This window comes from Variovorax sp. GW460-12-1-14-LB1, from assembly GCF_059423605.1.
Genome location: NZ_JBWKYF010000112.1, coordinates 1 through 16,294, shown reverse-complemented (window position 1 = coordinate 16,294; position 16,294 = coordinate 1). Strand labels below are relative to the sequence as shown.

The following is a 16,294-nucleotide window of genomic DNA, read 5'->3' as shown; positions in this document are numbered from 1 at the left end:
GCCGCCGCCTCCCAAGCCACGCACCCCCGCCGAGTCACTGCAATCCCTCGCCGCCGGCGCTGCCCCGGGCTTCGAAGTCACGGCCACGCCGAAGAAGGCCGAGGTTGCCATCGGCAAGGACAAGCTGGCCTTCGAGGTGCGCAGCAAGCGCGACGGTTTCGTCTACGTGTTCCTGCTGTCCAGCGGCGGCGAGATGTTCCTGCTGTTCCCGAACCTGCTCGACAAGTACAACAAGATCACCGCCAACGCTGCGCTGGCGCTGCCGCGCGCCTCCTGGCCGATGGACGCTGGCGGGCCGGCCGGCACCAACCAGTTCGCGGTGCTCGTGAGCGAGCACGAGCGCGACTTCGGCGCCTCGGGCGTGCAGAACGAAGGCGTGTTCCCGCAGTTCCCGCTGCCGGTGCTCGCGGCACTCGAAGCCACGCGCGGCACCGGGCCGTCGCCGCTGTTGGGCAAACCGGTGTGCGCGCCGGGCGCCCCGCCGTGCAACGACGTCTATGGCGTCGCGAATTTCAAAATCGTCGAGAAGTAATCGTCTGTAGAGCGTCGGCCGCTTTCGGTCCCCTTTCCACGACACGACCAGGAGACTTTCATGCACACGTCACCGTCGCCGCACTTCGCGCTTCCCCTCTGCCGAACGGCCGCCGTGGTCGCGCTGGTGCTGCTGGCCGCCTGCGCCAACACGCCGCCGACCGCCACGGGCACGGCCACCACCGCGCCCACCACGGCCGACCCCGCGACCGCACCGGCCCGCCCCACCGGCGGCAGCGTGGCCGGGCAGGCGCGCACCTTCTCGACCCAGCTCGCGACCTACACCTCGGTCGGCTTCGACGCCGTGCCGGGCTGGGCGCGCGACGACTTCTCGGAAAGCTGGCCGGCCTTCCTGGGCAGCTGCAAGGTGCTCAACGGCCGCGGCGCCGAGTGGAAAGAGGTGTGCGAACGCGCGCTGAAGGTCGATGGCAAGAGCACGCAGGCCATCCGCGGCTTCTTCGAGAGCGAGTTCTCCGCTTATCAGATCCGCGACGACGACCGCAAGCCCGACGGCGTGGTCACCGGCTACTTCGAGCCCGAGATCGCGGGCAGCCGCACCTACGTCGCGCCGTTCATCTACCCGGTCTACGGCCAGCCCGAGGACATGCTGTTCGTCGATGCGCGCAAGCTCCCGGCCGGCAGCGGCACGGTGGCCGCGAAGGTCGAGGGCCGCAATGTGATCGTGCAAAGCGGCCTGAGCACGCGCGACATGGGCGCACCGGGCCTGTACGCGCTCGACCTCTCGGCCATCACCCGCGACACGCTCGACCGCAAGGTGCGCCTGCGCATCGACGGCAAGCGACTGCTGCCGTACTACACGCGCGAAGAGATCGAGACCAAGGGCGCGCCCAACGCCAAGGTGCTGGCCTTCGTGAGCAGCGCCACGGCGCTGTACGAGATGCAGATCCAGGGCTCGGGCCGCATCAAGCTGCCCAGCGGCGAGGTGGTGCGCGTGGCCTACGCCGAGCAGAACGGCCAGCCCTTCCGCCCGACCATCGCGCAGGCCGCCAACGGCAAGCCGCGCAGCGCCGTGAAGGTGCGCGGCGGCTCGCTCGAGCTGACGCTGGACGACGGCGACGACGAAGACACGGGCGCCATCGACAACAGCGTGATCCGCACGCGCGGCTTCACGCTGGCGCGGCCCACGGCCAGCGGCGCGGTGGTGGTGCCGGGCCGTCGCACGGCCGGCGCGGTGACCGGCTCCGGCATCAAGGACCCGAGCTACGTGTTCTTCAAGGAATCGACCTCGCCCGCGGGCGGTCCGGTGGGCGCGTTCGGCGTGCCGCTGTCGGCCGGCCGCTCGATCGCGGTCGATCCGCGCAGCACGCCGCTGGGCTACCCGGTGTTCGTGTCGACGCGCACGCCCGGCAGCGGCGCGCCCATGCAGCGCCTGACCATCGCGCAGGACACCGGCGGTGCCATCCGCGGCGCGGTGCGGGCCGACTACTTCTTCGGCAACGGCCAGCAGGCCGCCACCAACGCGCGCCGCATGAAGGAGCGCGGGCAGCTGTGGATCCTGCTGCCGCGCGGCCTGGCCGTGGCGCAGGCCGCGGTGTCGGGTGCGATCCGCACGCGCGGCGGCCCGGTCGGCGCGAATCTTCCGCAGTGCCTCGTGCCCACGGAAGGCGTCTGCGTCGACGACTGACCTTTTTTCTTTCGACCCCTTGGCCCTTCATGCAGGAAACCCTTTCGTCCGCCGAGAGCTCTGAACTCGTCCGCCTCTGGCGGCGCCGGCAGACGCTGTCCTCGGACGACATGGGCACCATGTACCGCATCGTGGGCGATGCGCTCGTGGCCTGCAATCCGCCCGAGCTGCAGGTGCTGGGCGAGGGGCGGCAGGAGCTGGTGGCGCAGTTCATCTACGTGAAGGTGCTGCGGCTCGATGCCGACCCCGACGAGTCGGAAGAGCGCGCGGGCCACAGCGCGCCGTCCACCGCCTTTGCGCTGTGCGCGTACTTCCGCCGCTACCTCATCGACTGCACGCGCGCCAGTTCGTTTCGCCGCAAGGTCTCCATCGGCGACCAGATCACCGAGGCCCAGCTCGAAGACGAACTCGGCCCGGGCGAAGACCTCGACGGCTGCCTGGCCGAGCACGGCCTCAGCGCGCAGGCCGTGCAGCTGGCGGCGCGCGCCTTCATCGCCGGGCTGCCCGAGCCCGAGCGCATCCTGCTGTGCGAGGGCTTCGGGCAGGAGGCCGAGGGCGGGCTGTCGGGCGTGGCCTCGCGCCACGCCATCGCCTCGTACCACTACCGCGCCGGCCGGCTGGGCCTCGTGCACAAGCGCGAAGGGCTGGGCGCCGGCTATGCGCAGACCCGCATCGGCAGCTGGATCGGCCAGACCCTGGGCATCGCCATCGAGGCCGACAACATGGCGGCGATCCTGCAGGTTTTCAAAATCCTCGGGGCTGAAGCGTCTTATGTCTGAAGACATAGCCATTCAGGAACAGACGCCATGACCACCGACCTCTGGCCCCCGCTCAGCGTGATCCGCCATGCGTTCGAAACCGGCGCGCCGCCCGGCGATGCCGCGCCGGACACCGCACCCGTCGCGATGCCGCACGGCAGCAGCGCGGGCGCGGGCACGCCGGTGGTGTCGGACCTGCTGCTCCCTTTGACCGAATTGGCCCGGCGCCGCGAGGCTGTCGCCCGGCGCGCCTTCACCGCGCGCTGGGCGCCGGGCCGCCTCGTGAGCGTGGTGCACGACGGGCGCCTGCTCGGCGTGCTGCTCGACCGCTGCATCCACGGCGACCTCTGGCAAGGCTGGATGGCCGCGGGCGAGCCCGACTGGGCCGGCCCCTTCGACGTGCTGCTCGAGCCCGACGACGAGCCCTTCGAGCCGATGTTCGGCGTGGTCCAGGCCTGGAACGTGCTCACGCTCGAACCCAGCCCGCAGCTGGCCGCGCGCGTGCTCGGCGAGGTGTCGGCCACGCGGCTCGCCGCGATCCGCGCGGTGCACGACGAATGGGCCGCGCACGCGGCGCCCGACATCGCGCCCGAGCCCGGGCGCATCGCGCTGCGCGGCGTGGCCGGCGCGTTCTCGGTGCTCTCGGGCACGCCGCTGGGCCCGCAGGACCCGCGCACCGACTACCAGGCGCTGTACCGCGATGCCGGCCTGCAACTGGGCCGTGCGCTGGCGCAACCGCAGGACGAAGCCCCTGCCGCGCCGCCGCCGCCATCGCCCGCCCGGCCGCTGCCGCGGCCCGAGGACGGCTGGTGGGGCAGCATCCGCCGCTGGTTCGGCGCCGAAGGCTGGGCGCGCCCGGCGTTTGCGGCGGTGGCGTTGTTCGCGGTGATCCAGAACGTGGGGCTCATCGGCGGGCGCGGCAACGCCGAAGACGACGACGTGCGTTTTCGCTCGGTGCCCACGGCACCCGTCGCGGCGCAGGCCAACCTGGTCGTGCGCTGGAACGAGGGCGTGCGCATCGACGAGGCCGATCGCCTGCTGCGCACGATGTCGGCCGAAGTGGTCGGCGGGCCGGGGCCGAACGGCGTGTGGCGCCTGCGCGTGGCCGATCCGGTCGGCGCTTTGTCGGTGCTCGCGACGTCGCCGTTGGTGGCGTCGGCCGGGCCGGCTTCGGAGCCGCCATGAACCTGCGCGCGTGCAGCCTGCGGTTCCTGCTCGCGCTGGTGGTGTGGGGCGCGGGCGGTGTCGCCGCGCAGGCCGCGCAGCGCGCGCTGCTCGTCGGCGTCTCCGAGCTCGTCAACCAGCCGCAGGCGCTGTGGCTGCAGGCGCCGCGCAACGACGTGATGCTCATGCGCGACGCCTTGCTGAAGCAGGGCTTCACCGCGCCCGACATCGCCGTGCTCGCCGACGGCGTGCCCGGCGCCGCGCTGCCCGAATCGCAGGCCATCCACGACGCCCTGGCGCGGCTGCTCGCGCAGTCGGCCAGCGGCGACTTCGTGCTGCTGTACTTCTCCGGCCACGGCACGCGCCTGCGCGACGTGGCCAAGCGCTACCAGGAGCCCGACGGCCTGTCCGAGAACTTTCTCGCGCGCGACGTGCGCGGCACGCTCGGCGCCGATGCCGCGCTCAGCGGCGACCTGCGCGATGTCGACTTCGACGCCTGGATCCAGGCCTTCCTGGCGAAGAACGTGTTCGTCGCCTCGGTGTTCGACACCTGCTCCGCCAACTCGATGACACGCGGCACGGGCGATGCGCCCGCGACCGCCGAGGGCCCGGCCGACGACGAGGTGCGCTGGCGCGGCCTGCGCACGACGCAGCTCATGGGCGGTGCGTCGCCCGCACGGTCCCTGGCTCCACCGGCCGCGACCGACGCCGTACCGCGCGCCCGCTACGTGGCGCTGTTCGCGTCCGAGAGCCACCAGATCACGCCCGAGCTGCGCCTGCCGCGCAAGGCGCGCAGCGCCCGGCCGCAGGGCCTCCTGACCTGGGCCGTGGTCGAGTCGCTGGCGCGCAAGCCCGCCACCTGGCGCGACCTGTTCGACGGCGTGCTCGCGCTGTACCCGCCGGTCATCGACGAGCTCGCGCAGCGCTTTCCCACGCGCGAGCTGCCGTCGCCCGTGGCCGAGGGCAACCTCGATGCGCCCCTGTTCGCCAACAGCGGCGCGCCCGCGTCCACGCGCCCGGTGTGGGGGGCGCAGCGCAGCGGCGACAGCCTGGCCGTCAAGGCCGGCCTGCTCGACGGCCTGGCGCCGCAGCAGGAGGTGCGCGTGCTCGCCACGCTCGACGACGGCACCGTGCGCCGCGCGCCGGCTGCCATCGCGCAGATCAAGCTCGGCGGCGCCTGGCTCGCCGTGCCGGCCGCCTTGAAAGACCTGCCGGGCAGCGCGTTCTGGAGCGTCACGCCCATTGCCGAGCCGGCCGCGACGGCGCTGCGCGTGCGCGCCGACAAGCCGCTGCCCGCCGGCCTGAGCCTCGACTACCCGGCGGCGATCCGCCTGGCCGACGACCCCGCGAGCGCCGATGTGCGCTGGACCGACCTCGGCCCCGCCGGCCATCGCCTCGAAGCGCTCGCGCCCGTGTTCGGCACCGCCGCCTCCACCGTCGTGGTGCCCGACGTGGCCGCGCTGCGCCGCCGCCTGCAAGCGCTGGCGCAGCTCAAGTGGCTGGCCCAGCTGCAGGCCCATGCCCGGGGCGGCCAGCTCGACGGTTTCGATGCGGCGCTCGAAGTCTGGAGCGCCGACCGGCTGCTGCGCAGCGTGCCCGTCGCCGAGGCCGCGAGCGTGCTGCCTGCACTGCGGACCGGCGAGCGCGTGCGCCTGAACGTGCGCAACACCAGCGGCCGTTCGCTCGACCTCGTCATCACCGGCATCGACGCGCGCGGCGCGCTGCAGGCGGTGTACCCCGACGGGGCCGGCGAAACCAACCGCTTCAAGCGCGGCACGCCCGAGCAGCCGGCGGTCAAGCGTTTCGACCTGCCCTGGCTCGATGCGGCCGGCGAGGCGCGCCTGCTCGTCATGGCGGTGCCGGCCGCGCCCCACAGCGCGCCGCGCCTGTTCGGCGTGGCCACCGCGGCGCAGGCCGACGTGTCGGAAGTGCGCGTGCGCGGCGGCCAGCCGCCGGCCGCCGGCGGCGAGCGCCAGGTGTTCGCGGCCTTGCTGCGCAGGAGCGCCGCCGCGGCAGACGGTGGTGCGCGGCCATGAGGCGGGCGCGCGTGGTCCCGGTCCAGTTTTCTTTGTCCGAATCCGGAGGTTGACATGGCATTTCTCGAAGACGGCTCCTGGAGCCCCGAAGACGCACGGCAGTTCTATGAACTGATCGGCACCGGCTCGGCCGAGACCGACCTGGTCATGATGATCGAGAGCAAGGGCTCGCCCGTCGAGGGCGAACTCGAACGCGTCTTCGACGACGGCAAGGCGCGCCTGAACATCGGCGGCTACTACTGGTCGGTGCAGGTGCCCGAATCGTCCGCGCAGAACCAGGTCGTGCCCCACAACCTGGTCGTCGCGCGCCGCAGCGACGCGGCCACGGCCACGCTCGCCAGCCTGCTGCGCGCGCAGGAAAAAGACCTGAAGGTCGTCATCAGCGCCTACAAGGCCGGCGGCGATCCGCAGTCGCCCGAGGCGCAGGCGACCTTCGAGATTTCGCTGGAGAACGCGCGCATCTGCCGGCTGGTGCTCAACTCCGGCGGGCACTGGGGCGTGCCCTCGGAGCTGGTCTCCATCAGCTACCGCACGGTGAAGATCAAGTCGGCGCCGCAGAAGACCAGCGGCGCGCGCGGCGCGGTGCGCGAATGCCAGTTCACCCGGACGTGAACCGAAACCTGAACCCGAACGCCTCCAGGAGCACCCCGCCATGACGACGACCGCCGCAGACTTCCTCAAGGCCGCCGACCCGGTGGCCGCCCTCAAAGCCCTGAGCGACGACGTGCGCGCCAAGCCCTCCGACTCCAAGCACCGCGTCTTCATGGCGCAGCTCTTGTGCGTGCTCGGGCAGTGGGAGCGCGCGCTCAACCAGCTCACCGTCGCGGCCGAGCTCGACGCGCTCGCCGTGCCCATGAAGCAGGTGTACGGCGAGGCCGTGCGCTGCGAAGGCCTGCGCGCCGACGTGTTCGCCGGCACGCGCACGCCGATGATCTTCGGCCAGCCCGATGAATGGCTGGCACTGCTCATCGAATCGCTGCTGCGGCAAGGCCGCGGTGAGAGCGGGCTGGCCGAAGACCTGCGCCAGCGCGCCTTCGACGGCGCGCCCGCCATCGCCGGCACCATCGACGGTGCGCCCTTCGAATGGCTGGCCGACGCCGACATGCGCCTGGGCCCGGTGCTCGAGGCCTTCGTCAACGGCAAGTACTACTGGATTCCCTACGCGCGGCTGGCGCACATCAAGATCGAGCCGCCCGAAGACCTGCGCGACTGCGTCTGGATGCCCGCGCACCTGCAGTTCGAGAACGGCGGCGAAACGCTGGCCCTCATCCCCACGCGCTACGAAGGCACCGAGGCGCAGGACGACGGCGAGCTGCGCCTGGCGCGCAAGACCGAGTGGCGCGAGCTGCGCCCCGAGGTCTGGGCCGGCTACGGCCAGCGCGTGCTCGGCAGCGACGCGGGCGAGTACGCGCTGATGGACGTGCGCGAGATCCTCTTCACGCCCGCCGCTGTTGATGCGGCCGAAGGCGGCGAAAGCAGCGGCGGTGGCTGAACTCACGGCGCAGGAGCGGCTGCAGCCCTCGCTGCTGGACCGCCTCGTCGACCACGCGCCCGACGAGAAGCGCGAGGGCGACGACAAGCGCACGCTCACCAAGCAGGCGCTGCGCCAGGCCGTGCTGCGCGACCTCGGCTGGCTCTTCAATGCCACGGGGCACGGCCTGTCGATGGACGACAAGCAGCACCCGAATGCCGCGCGCTCCGTCATCAACTACGGATTGCCTATGCTGTCTGGCCAGTTCACCTCGTCGGTGCAGCGTGTCAGCATGGAACAGGCTTTGAAGAACGCAATCCTGCAGTTCGAGCCGCGCATTTTGTCCCGCACACTCGAAGTCGAACTCGTCATGGAAGGCCCGGCCCTGGAGTCCCACAACAGCATCGGCCTGCAGATCCGCGGCATGCTGTGGGCGCAGCCCGTGCCGCTCGAGTTCCTCATGCGAAGCCGCGTCGATCTGGAAGAGGGCCGCATAGAGATCGTGGACATGGCGCAAAACCCAAGGTAAGTCCACATGGACCCTCGGCTGCTGAGCCTGTACGAGCAGGAGCTGCGCTACTTCCGCGAAAGCGCCTCGGAGTTCGCCCGTGCGTTCCCGAAGATCGCGCACCGGCTGGGCATCGAAGGCCAGGAAGTCGCCGACCCGTACGTGGAGCGGCTGATCGAGGCCACGGCCTTTCTCTCGGCGCGCGTGGGCCTGAAGCTCGACGCCGAATACCCGCGCTTCACGGGCCACCTGCTGGACATCGTCTACCCGCACTTCCTGGCGCCCACGCCGGCCATGACGGTGGTGTCGTTCGTGCCCGACCCGGAAGACGCCAACCTCGCGGCCGGCCCCACGTTGCCGCGCGGCGCCGGCCTGCGCGCGCGCCAGGCCGTGGGGCAGAACACGCACTGCGAGTTCCGCACCGCCGCCGCGTTGCGCATCTGGCCGATCGAGGTGCAGCGCGCCCAGTACTTCACCTACGCGCCCGACCTGCCGCTGAACACCCATCCGCAGTCGCGCGCCATCCGCGGCGGCCTGCGCATTGCATTGCGCGCCACGGCGGGGCTGGACTTCAGCCAGATCGCGCTCGACGATCTGGTGCTGCACTTCGGCGGCGCGGAAGACGTGGCCTGGCAGCTGCACGAATGCGCGCTGGGCCAGCCCATCGGCGTGTGGGTGCGACCGCTCACGGCCAGTGGTGCCTTGCAAGGCACCATGCGCAGCCTGCCGGGCAGCGCCATCGGCGCGGTCGGCTTCAGGGACGACGAGGCGCTGCTGCCCGTCACGGCCACGGGCTTCTCGGGCTTCCGGCTGCTGCAGGAGTACTTCGCATTTCCGCAGCGCTTCCAGTTCGTGCGCATCGGCGGGCTGCAGGCGCTGCTCGCGACGATGCCGGTGACCGAGCTGGAGATCGTGCTGCTGTTCTCGCGCGGCGATGCGGCGCTCGAGAAGCTGGTGAGCGCCGACAACGTGCAGCTGCACTGCGTGCCCGCCGTCAACCTGTTCACCAAGCGGCTCGACCGCGTGCCCGTGACCGAAGGCGTGAGCCAGTTCCACCTGGTGCCCGACCGCACGCGGCCGCAGGACTTCGAGGTGCACACCGTCACCGAGGTCATCGGCCACGGCGCGCCGGGGGCCGACGCCGCGGTGGCCGAGCAGCCGTTCCGGCCGTTCTACTCGGCCTTCCACGGCAGCCGCAACAGCCACCCGGCCTACTTCACGACCACGCGCGAGCCGCGCATGCTCTCGGTGCGCCAGCGCACCGAAGGCCACCGCAGCAGCCACATCGGCTCCGAGGTCTACATGCAGATCGTCGACCCGCAGCAGGCGCCGTATGCCGCCACGCTGCGCCAGCTCGCCGTGACCGCGCTGTGCACCAACCGCGACCTGCCGCTTCTGATGCCGCTGGGGCGCGACAACGATTTCGACTGCGTCGATTCCTTTCCCGTGCAGCGCGTGCGCATGGTGCGCGGGCCGTCGCGACCGGTGTCGCCGGTCGTGAGCCAGGGGCTGGGCTGGCGCGTCATCGACCACCTGGCGCTCAATTACCTGTCGCTGTCCGACAGCACGCCGGAGCAGGGTGCCGCCGCGCTGCGCGAGACGCTCATGCTCTACGCCGTGCATGCCGACGAGATGCGCCAGGGCCAGGTGCGTGGGCTGCTGTCGGTCAAGAGCAAGCCCGTGGCGCGGCGCCTGCCGCTCGCGGGCCCGATCGCCTTCGGGCGGGGGCTCGAGGTGACGCTGGAGGTCGACAAGGACGCCTTCCACGGCCACAGCGCCTTCCTGTTCGGCGCCGTGCTGGCGCAGTTTCTCGCGCGCCATGTCGAGGTGAACCACTTCGTCGAGACCGTGCTGCGCGTCGCGGGCAAGGGCGAAGCCATGCGCTGGAGGCCGCTGTGCGGGACACGCCAGATTCTGTGAACAGCCGCGTGGACCTCGCGCTGCGCGGGTGGTCGGCGCAGCCGTGGGACTTCGACTACTTCGCCGTGATGCGGCGCATCGAGTCCGTCGCGAAGACCACGCCGCGCTGGGGCCGCGCCCTGCTGCCCAGCGCCGAGCCGGTGCGCGTGGGGCAAGAGCCCTCGCTGTCGTTCGCGCCCGCCAGCTTCAGCCGTTTCGAGCCGGCCACCGCGCACTCGCCGCCGCGCCTGCGCCAGCACTTCTTCGGCTACATCGGCCCCAACGGCCCGCTGCCGGTGCACCTGAGCGACTTCATCCGCGAGCGCAGCCTGAACCACGGCGACCCGACCTGGCTGGCCTTTCTCGACACCTTCTCGCACCGCTTCTCGCTGCACTTCTACCGCGCGTGGGCGCAGTCGCGGCCCGCCGTGGCACTCGACCGGCCGGGCGAAGACCGCTTTCGCCTGCAGGTCGGCGCGCTGGTCGGCATCGGCACGCCGGGGCGCATCGACCGCGACGAGATCCATGACGACGCGCGCCTGCATTTCTCGGGCTGGCTCGCGCGCCGCGTGCACAACGCGGAAAGCGTGGAGTCGGTGCTGTGCAGTTATTTCGGCGTGCCGGTGAAGCTGGAGCGCTGGGTCGGCCACTGGATGCGCGTGCCCACGGACGAGGTCACGCGGCTGGGGCAGGGCGAGAGTTCGCGCTCGATGGGCATGGGCGCGATGCTCGGCACGCGCGCGTGGGACCGCCAGCACCGCGTGCGCCTGCACCTGGGGCCGCTCACGATCGACCAGTACCGCATGTTCCTGCCCATCGGAAACGCGCAGCCCGTGCTGCAGCGCTGGATGCAGCAGCTGCTCGGCGACACCCTCGAATGGGACGCGCAGCTGGTGCTCGAGAAAGTACAGGTGCCGCCCACGCGCCTGGGCCAGGCCCGGGGCAACGGCCCGCGCCTGGGCTGGGTCTCGTGGCTCGGCGAACGCCCGCGCACGCGCGATGCGGCCGACGTGCGCATTGCCAGCCAGCCGTCGAGGGCGCGCCTGCCGCAGCAGTCCGCCTCTTTTCAATAAACCCATCTTCATTCGTTCAGAAGAGATACGGAGTCCTCCATGAGTGAAATCAGCCGCACCGCCCTCTTCGGCAAACTCAACTCGCTGGCCTACAAGGCCATCGAGGGCGCCACCGTCTTCTGCAAGATGCGCGGCAACCCGTACGTGGAGCTGGAGCACTGGTTCGCCCAGCTGCTGCAGGCCCAGGACTCCGACCTGCACCGCGTGATCCAGCACTACGGCCTCGACGTGTCGGTGATCGCCAAGGACATGACGGCCGCGCTCGACCGCCTGCCGCGCGGCGCCACCGCCATCAGCGATTTCTCGCCGCACATCGAGAACGCCATCGAGCGCGCCTGGACCTACGCCACCCTGCAGTTCGGCGAGGCGCAGGTGCGCACCGGCTACATCCTGGTCGGCATGCTGAAGACGCAAAGCCTGCGCAACCCGCTGTTCGGCCTGTCGAAGCAGTTCGAGAAGATCAAGGTCGAAGACCTCGCCGACAACTTTCCGAAAATTTGCGACGCCTCGCCCGAAGCGCAGATGCGCGCCCAGGACGGCACCGGCATGGGCAGCGGCGCACCCGGCGAAGACTCGGGCGCCATGGCGCCGGCCGCCATGGGCAAGGGTGATGCCCTCAAGAAATTTGCTGTCGACCTCACGGAGAAAGCCAAGAAGGGAGAGATGGATCCGGTGACCGGGCGGGACGAGGAAATCCGCCAGATCGTCGACATCCTCATGCGCCGCCGCCAGAACAACCCGCTGCTGACGGGTGAGGCGGGTGTGGGCAAGACCGCGGTGGTGGAAGGCTTCGCGCAGCGCCTGGCGCGCGGCGATGTGCCGCCGCAGTTGAAGGACGTGAAGCTGCTCACGCTCGACATCGGCCTCTTGCAAGCGGGCGCGAGCATGAAGGGCGAGTTCGAGCAGCGCTTGCGCCAGGTGATCGACGAGGTGCAGAGCTCGCCCACGCCGATCATCCTGTTCATCGACGAGATCCACACGCTGGTCGGCGCAGGCGGCGCGGCCGGCACCGGCGACGCGGCCAACCTGCTCAAGCCGGCACTGGCGCGCGGCAACCTGCGCACCATCGGCGCCACCACCTGGGCCGAGTACAAGAAGTACATCGAGAAAGACCCGGCGCTCACGCGGCGCTTCCAGGTCGTGCAGGTGCCCGAGCCCGACGAGACCAAGGCGATCTTGATGCTGCGCGGCGTGGCCAGCGTGCTCGAGAAGCACCACCGCGTGCAGCTGCTCGACGAGGCCATCGAAGCGGCCGTGAAGCTCTCGCACCGCTACATTCCCGCGCGCCAGTTGCCCGACAAGGCCGTGAGCCTGCTCGACACGGCCTGCGCGCGCGTGGCCGTGTCGCAGCACGCGACGCCGCCCGAAGTCGAAGACTGCATGCGCCGCATCGAAGGCCTCACGGTCGAGCAGGAGATCATCGGCCGCGAGGAGGCCATCGGCATCGACGTGACCAAGCGCGCCGCGCTGGTGGCCACGCTGTTGGCCGAATCGAAGGTGCAGCTCGAAGCGTTGAATGCGCGCTGGCAGGAAGAGAAGGGCCTGGTCGACCGTCTGCTCGAGCTGCGCAGCAAGCTGCGCGCGGGCAACAAGCCGGTCGACGAACCGGCGGCCGGTGAAGCCGCCGCCGAGGCCGCCCCCGACCGCGCCACGCTGCTGGCCGAGCTGCACGAACTGCAGACGAAGATCCACGCGGTGCAGGGCGAGTCGCCGCTCATCCTGCCCTCGGTCGACGAGCAGGCGGTCGCATCGGTCGTCGCCGACTGGACGGGCATTCCCGTCGGCCGCATGGTCAAGAACGAAGTCGAAGCGGTGCTCAAGCTGGCCGACACGCTCAACCAGCGCGTCATCGGCCAGAAGCACGGCCTGGAGATGATCGCGCGCCGCATCCAGACCTCGCGCGCGCGGCTGGACAACCCGCAGAAACCCATCGGCGTCTTCATGCTCTGCGGCACCTCGGGCGTGGGCAAGACCGAGACCGCGCTGGCGCTGGCCGAGGCGCTGTACGGCGGCGAGCAGAACATCATCACCATCAACATGAGCGAGTTCCAGGAGGCGCACACCGTCTCCACGCTCAAGGGCGCGCCGCCCGGCTACGTGGGCTACGGCGAGGGCGGCATCCTGACCGAGGCCGTGCGCCGCCGCCCCTACAGCGTGGTGCTGCTCGACGAAGTGGAAAAAGCCCACCCCGACGTGCACGAGATCTTCTTCCAGGTCTTCGACAAGGGCTGGATGGAAGACGGCGAGGGCCGCATGATCGATTTCAAGAACACGATCATCCTGCTCACGACCAACGCCGGCAGCGAGCTCGTGATGAGCATGTGCCGCGACCCCGAGCTGCTGCCCGATTCGAATGCGCTGGCCGATGCGCTCAAGGCGCCGCTGATGAAGGTGTTCCCGCCCGCGCTGCTGGGCCGCATCGTCACCATTCCCTACTACCCGCTGTCGCCCGAGATGATGAAGAAGATCGTGCGGCTGCAGCTGGGCCGCATCAAGAAGCGCGTGGAAACGAACCACGGCGTGCCCTTCGAATACACCGAGGCGGTGATCGAGCAGGTGGTCGCGCGCTGCCAGGACCCGGAGTCGGGCGGGCGCGTGATCGACGCGATCCTCACCAACACCGTGCTGCCCACCATTTCGGTCGAGTACCTGCAACGCCTGGCCTCGGGCGGCGAGATCCGCCGCGTGGCGCTCGACGTGAAGGACGCCGACTTCACCTACGCGTTCGACTGACCACCGCCCAGCGGGACGCCCCACTTCCGAGAGACCCAAGATGGCCGACCACGAGTTCCGCATCGAGAGCGATTCGCCCGCCAAGGACGACCTGATGTTCTGGCGCATCGTCGGGCACGAGGCGCTGGCGCGCCCCGCGGCCTACGAGCTCACCGTGCTGTCCAAGAACAAGGACCTCGCCGCCAAGGACATCCTGGGCCACGCCTTCGACGTGGTCATCGAGTTCAAGGACGCCGACGGCGGCGCGCACGAGCGGCATTGCCAGGGCCACGCGGTGCGCTTCGTGCGCGCGGGCCACATCGGGCGGCACTACGAGTACCGCATCGCGCTGCGCTCGTGGTTCTGGCTGCTCACCAAGCGCGCCAACTCGCGCATCCACCAGGAAAAGAAGGTGCTCGAGGTGCTCGACGCGGTGTTCGAGGACAGCCCGATCAAGCGCTTCAAGAAGACCAAGGCCACCAACGTCATCGGCACGCACAACCCGCGCCGCTACTGCGTGCAGCACCAGGAGAGCGACTACCAGTTCCTGTCGCGCCTGCTGGAGGATGAGGGCATCTACTACTGGTTCGACGCGCACGACGCGCCCGGCACCATGCACCTGTCGGACGCCAGCGACCTGGCGCACGACAAGCTGCCCGCGGCCGACACGCTGCGCCACATGGCGGTCCATGCGGCCGAGCCGCGTTTCAACGAGATCTCGCGCTGGGTCAGCGCGCGGCAGTTCGACACCGGCAAGCATTCGTCGCGCGACAGCGACTTCAAGGCCATCAAGAAGAAGCTGGGCGCCGACATCGACAGCTCCGACCAGCACGAGCTCGCCGAGTTCGAGATGTTCGAGTTCCCCGGCGGCTACTTCAGCGGCGACGACGCCGAGACGCGCGCCAAGCTGCGCGGCGACGAACTCAACGCGCGCCGCGACCGCCACTGGGCGCTCACGCCGTGGCCCGACGTGGCGGCCGGGCGCAGCTTCAAGTTCGAGGACGACCCCGACGGCACGCGCAACGGCGACTACGTGATCGCCGCCTGCACCTTCATCGCCAGCCACCGCGGCTACGAAGGCGTGAGCGCCAGCGCGCCGGCCCAGCCCGTGCAGCGCGCGCTGGCCGAGGTGCTGCGCGACGACGCCGTGAACGCTGACACCCTGCCGGTGCTGGAAGAGCTCATCGCCGCCACGCCCGCGCTGGCCGCCGCGCAGACCGGCAGCAGCCTGTTCCTGCTCACCGTGATGCCGGTCGACCGGCCGTTTCGCGCGCCGCGCCTCACGCCGCGCGTGACCATGCCCGGCCCGCAGACGGCGATCGTGGTCGGCCCCAAGGGCGACGAGCTGCACGTGGACGACCACGGCCGCGTGAAGGTGCACTTTCACTGGGACCGCTACGACGAGAGCAACGAGAAGTCGACCTGCTGGGTGCGCGTGTCGCAACCCTGGGGCGGCAAGGGCTGGGGCGGCTACTTCGCGCCGCGCATCGGCCAGGAGGTGATCGTCGACTTCCTCAACGGCGACCCCGACCGCCCGGTGATCGTGGGCCGCGTCTACAACGACGACCAGCCGATTCCGTACAAGTCGCCCACGCAGAGCGGCTTCCGGACCCGGTCCACGCCGGGCGGCGGCGTGAACAACTACAACGAGATCATGTTCGAGGACAAGAAGGGGTCGGAGAACATCAACATCCACGCCGAACTCGACATGAGCCGCAGCGTGGAGCGCGACGACTCGGGCAGCGTGGGCCGCGACCAGTCGCTCAAGGTCGACCGCGACCAGACCGTGAGCGTGCAGCGCAACCGCACGGTCAACGTCACCAACAACGAGACCAAGAGCGTCAAGGTGGCGCAGAAGATCACCGTCGGCGCCAGCCAGGACGTGCATGTGGTGGCCAACCAGACCACCAACGTGGACGGCGCGCACGCGCTGGTGGTCAAGGGCGACCACCGCATCGAGACCAAGTCCGCGCGCACCGACTTCACGGCCTCCAACGAAAGCCGCACCGTGGGCGGCAACCAGACGGTGACCATCGCCGGCAACATGGCGCACAAGGCGTCGCGCATGACCTTCGAGGCCGGCCACATCGAGTTCAAGGTGACCGGCGGCAACTCGATGAAGATGGACGCCGGCGTGGCGCCGTTCCAGGCCAACTTCATGCAGTACAGCCTGGTGAGCAACACGCACATCAACCTGATGGCCATCGGCGACATCAACCAGACTTCGCTGGGCTCCAACACCACGGTGCTCGGCGCCAACAGCAGCGGTTACATCGGCACCAACAGCGAGGCGAACCTGGGCGCGGCGCGTTCCACCTTCCTGGGCATGAGCATGGACAACGCCGTGGGGCTGGCGGTGGCCAACTTCATGGGCATGCAGATCGAGAACACCATCGCGCTCAAGCTCGAGACGGTGGCCTCGATGGGCATCGAGCGCAAGCTCGGCAGCCTGCGCGAGGCGCCGATCCACATCTTCAAGGCCGGCGGGGGCGGGGGC

12 protein-coding genes are annotated in these 16,294 nt (G+C 70.3%); all 12 read left to right on the top strand.

All coding sequences use genetic code 11. The features are described 5' to 3' along the window. Window positions 1-532, top strand: a 532-nt coding sequence (locus AC07Y4_RS31140; RefSeq protein ID WP_495275583.1) for a DUF4384 domain-containing protein, incomplete at its 5' end; no start/stop codon positions are given. A 60-nt stretch (window positions 533-592) separates the two neighbouring features. Next, entirely contained in the window at window positions 593-2,176 is a 1,584-nt protein-coding gene (gene mltA / locus AC07Y4_RS31135) for a murein transglycosylase A (RefSeq protein WP_095950933.1), read from the top strand. A 29-nt stretch (window positions 2,177-2,205) separates the two neighbouring features. Continuing rightward, a complete protein-coding gene (locus AC07Y4_RS31130) occupies window positions 2,206-2,955 on the top strand; it encodes a hypothetical protein (RefSeq protein ID WP_062482983.1) in 750 nt (249 codons plus the stop codon). Between the two features lie 27 nt (window positions 2,956-2,982). Beyond that, window positions 2,983-4,119, top strand: coding sequence for a hypothetical protein (locus AC07Y4_RS31125; RefSeq protein ID WP_495275582.1), 1,137 nt, complete (start codon window positions 2,983-2,985; stop codon window positions 4,117-4,119). Then, window positions 4,116-6,134, top strand: a complete 2,019-nt coding sequence (locus AC07Y4_RS31120; RefSeq protein ID WP_495275581.1) for a caspase family protein — start codon at window positions 4,116-4,118, stop codon at window positions 6,132-6,134. Before AC07Y4_RS31125 ends, AC07Y4_RS31120 begins: the two co-directional genes overlap by 4 nt. A gap of 54 nt (window positions 6,135-6,188) precedes the next feature. Then, the gene (locus AC07Y4_RS31115) at window positions 6,189-6,746 is read left to right on the top strand and encodes a type VI secretion system tube protein Hcp (protein ID WP_056584544.1); all 558 of its coding nucleotides are present in this window, start codon (window positions 6,189-6,191) and stop codon (window positions 6,744-6,746) included. A 40-nt stretch (window positions 6,747-6,786) separates the two neighbouring features. After that, the gene (locus AC07Y4_RS31110; protein ID WP_495266571.1) at window positions 6,787-7,626 is read left to right on the top strand and encodes a type VI secretion system accessory protein TagJ; all 840 of its coding nucleotides are present in this window, start codon (window positions 6,787-6,789) and stop codon (window positions 7,624-7,626) included. Further along, a complete protein-coding gene (tssE, locus tag AC07Y4_RS31105) occupies window positions 7,619-8,134 on the top strand; it encodes a type VI secretion system baseplate subunit TssE (RefSeq protein WP_062481207.1) in 516 nt (171 codons plus the stop codon). The genes AC07Y4_RS31110 and tssE overlap by 8 nt, the downstream gene beginning before the upstream one ends. A gap of 6 nt (window positions 8,135-8,140) precedes the next feature. Continuing rightward, window positions 8,141-10,033, top strand: a complete 1,893-nt coding sequence (gene tssF, locus AC07Y4_RS31100; protein WP_495275580.1) for a type VI secretion system baseplate subunit TssF — start codon at window positions 8,141-8,143, stop codon at window positions 10,031-10,033. Then, window positions 10,030-11,085, top strand: a complete 1,056-nt coding sequence (gene tssG / locus AC07Y4_RS31095; protein WP_495275579.1) for a type VI secretion system baseplate subunit TssG — start codon at window positions 10,030-10,032, stop codon at window positions 11,083-11,085. The genes tssF and tssG overlap by 4 nt, the downstream gene beginning before the upstream one ends. A 39-nt stretch (window positions 11,086-11,124) precedes the next feature. Continuing rightward, on the top strand, window positions 11,125-13,818 hold the full coding sequence (gene tssH / locus AC07Y4_RS31090) for a type VI secretion system ATPase TssH (RefSeq protein ID WP_495275578.1): 2,694 nt from the start codon (window positions 11,125-11,127) through the stop codon (window positions 13,816-13,818). 40 nt (window positions 13,819-13,858) lie between these two features. After that, window positions 13,859-16,294, top strand: a 2,436-nt coding sequence (locus tag AC07Y4_RS31085; protein WP_495275577.1) for a type VI secretion system Vgr family protein, incomplete at its 3' end; no start/stop codon positions are given.

What these genes read in the sequence shown, in the direction of transcription:
- mltA (WP_095950933.1), top strand. Translation starts at nt 593, where the DNA reads ATGCACACGTCACCGTCGCCGCACTTCGCGCTTCCCCTCTGCCGAACG.
- AC07Y4_RS31130 (WP_062482983.1), top strand. Translation starts at nt 2,206, where the DNA reads ATGCAGGAAACCCTTTCGTCCGCCGAGAGCTCTGAACTCGTCCGCCTC.
- AC07Y4_RS31125 (WP_495275582.1), top strand. Translation starts at nt 2,983, where the DNA reads ATGACCACCGACCTCTGGCCCCCGCTCAGCGTGATCCGCCATGCGTTC.
- AC07Y4_RS31120 (WP_495275581.1), top strand. Translation starts at nt 4,116, where the DNA reads ATGAACCTGCGCGCGTGCAGCCTGCGGTTCCTGCTCGCGCTGGTGGTG.
- AC07Y4_RS31115 (WP_056584544.1), top strand. Translation starts at nt 6,189, where the DNA reads ATGGCATTTCTCGAAGACGGCTCCTGGAGCCCCGAAGACGCACGGCAG.
- AC07Y4_RS31110 (WP_495266571.1), top strand. Translation starts at nt 6,787, where the DNA reads ATGACGACGACCGCCGCAGACTTCCTCAAGGCCGCCGACCCGGTGGCC.
- tssF (WP_495275580.1), top strand. Translation starts at nt 8,141, where the DNA reads ATGGACCCTCGGCTGCTGAGCCTGTACGAGCAGGAGCTGCGCTACTTC.
- tssH (WP_495275578.1), top strand. Translation starts at nt 11,125, where the DNA reads ATGAGTGAAATCAGCCGCACCGCCCTCTTCGGCAAACTCAACTCGCTG.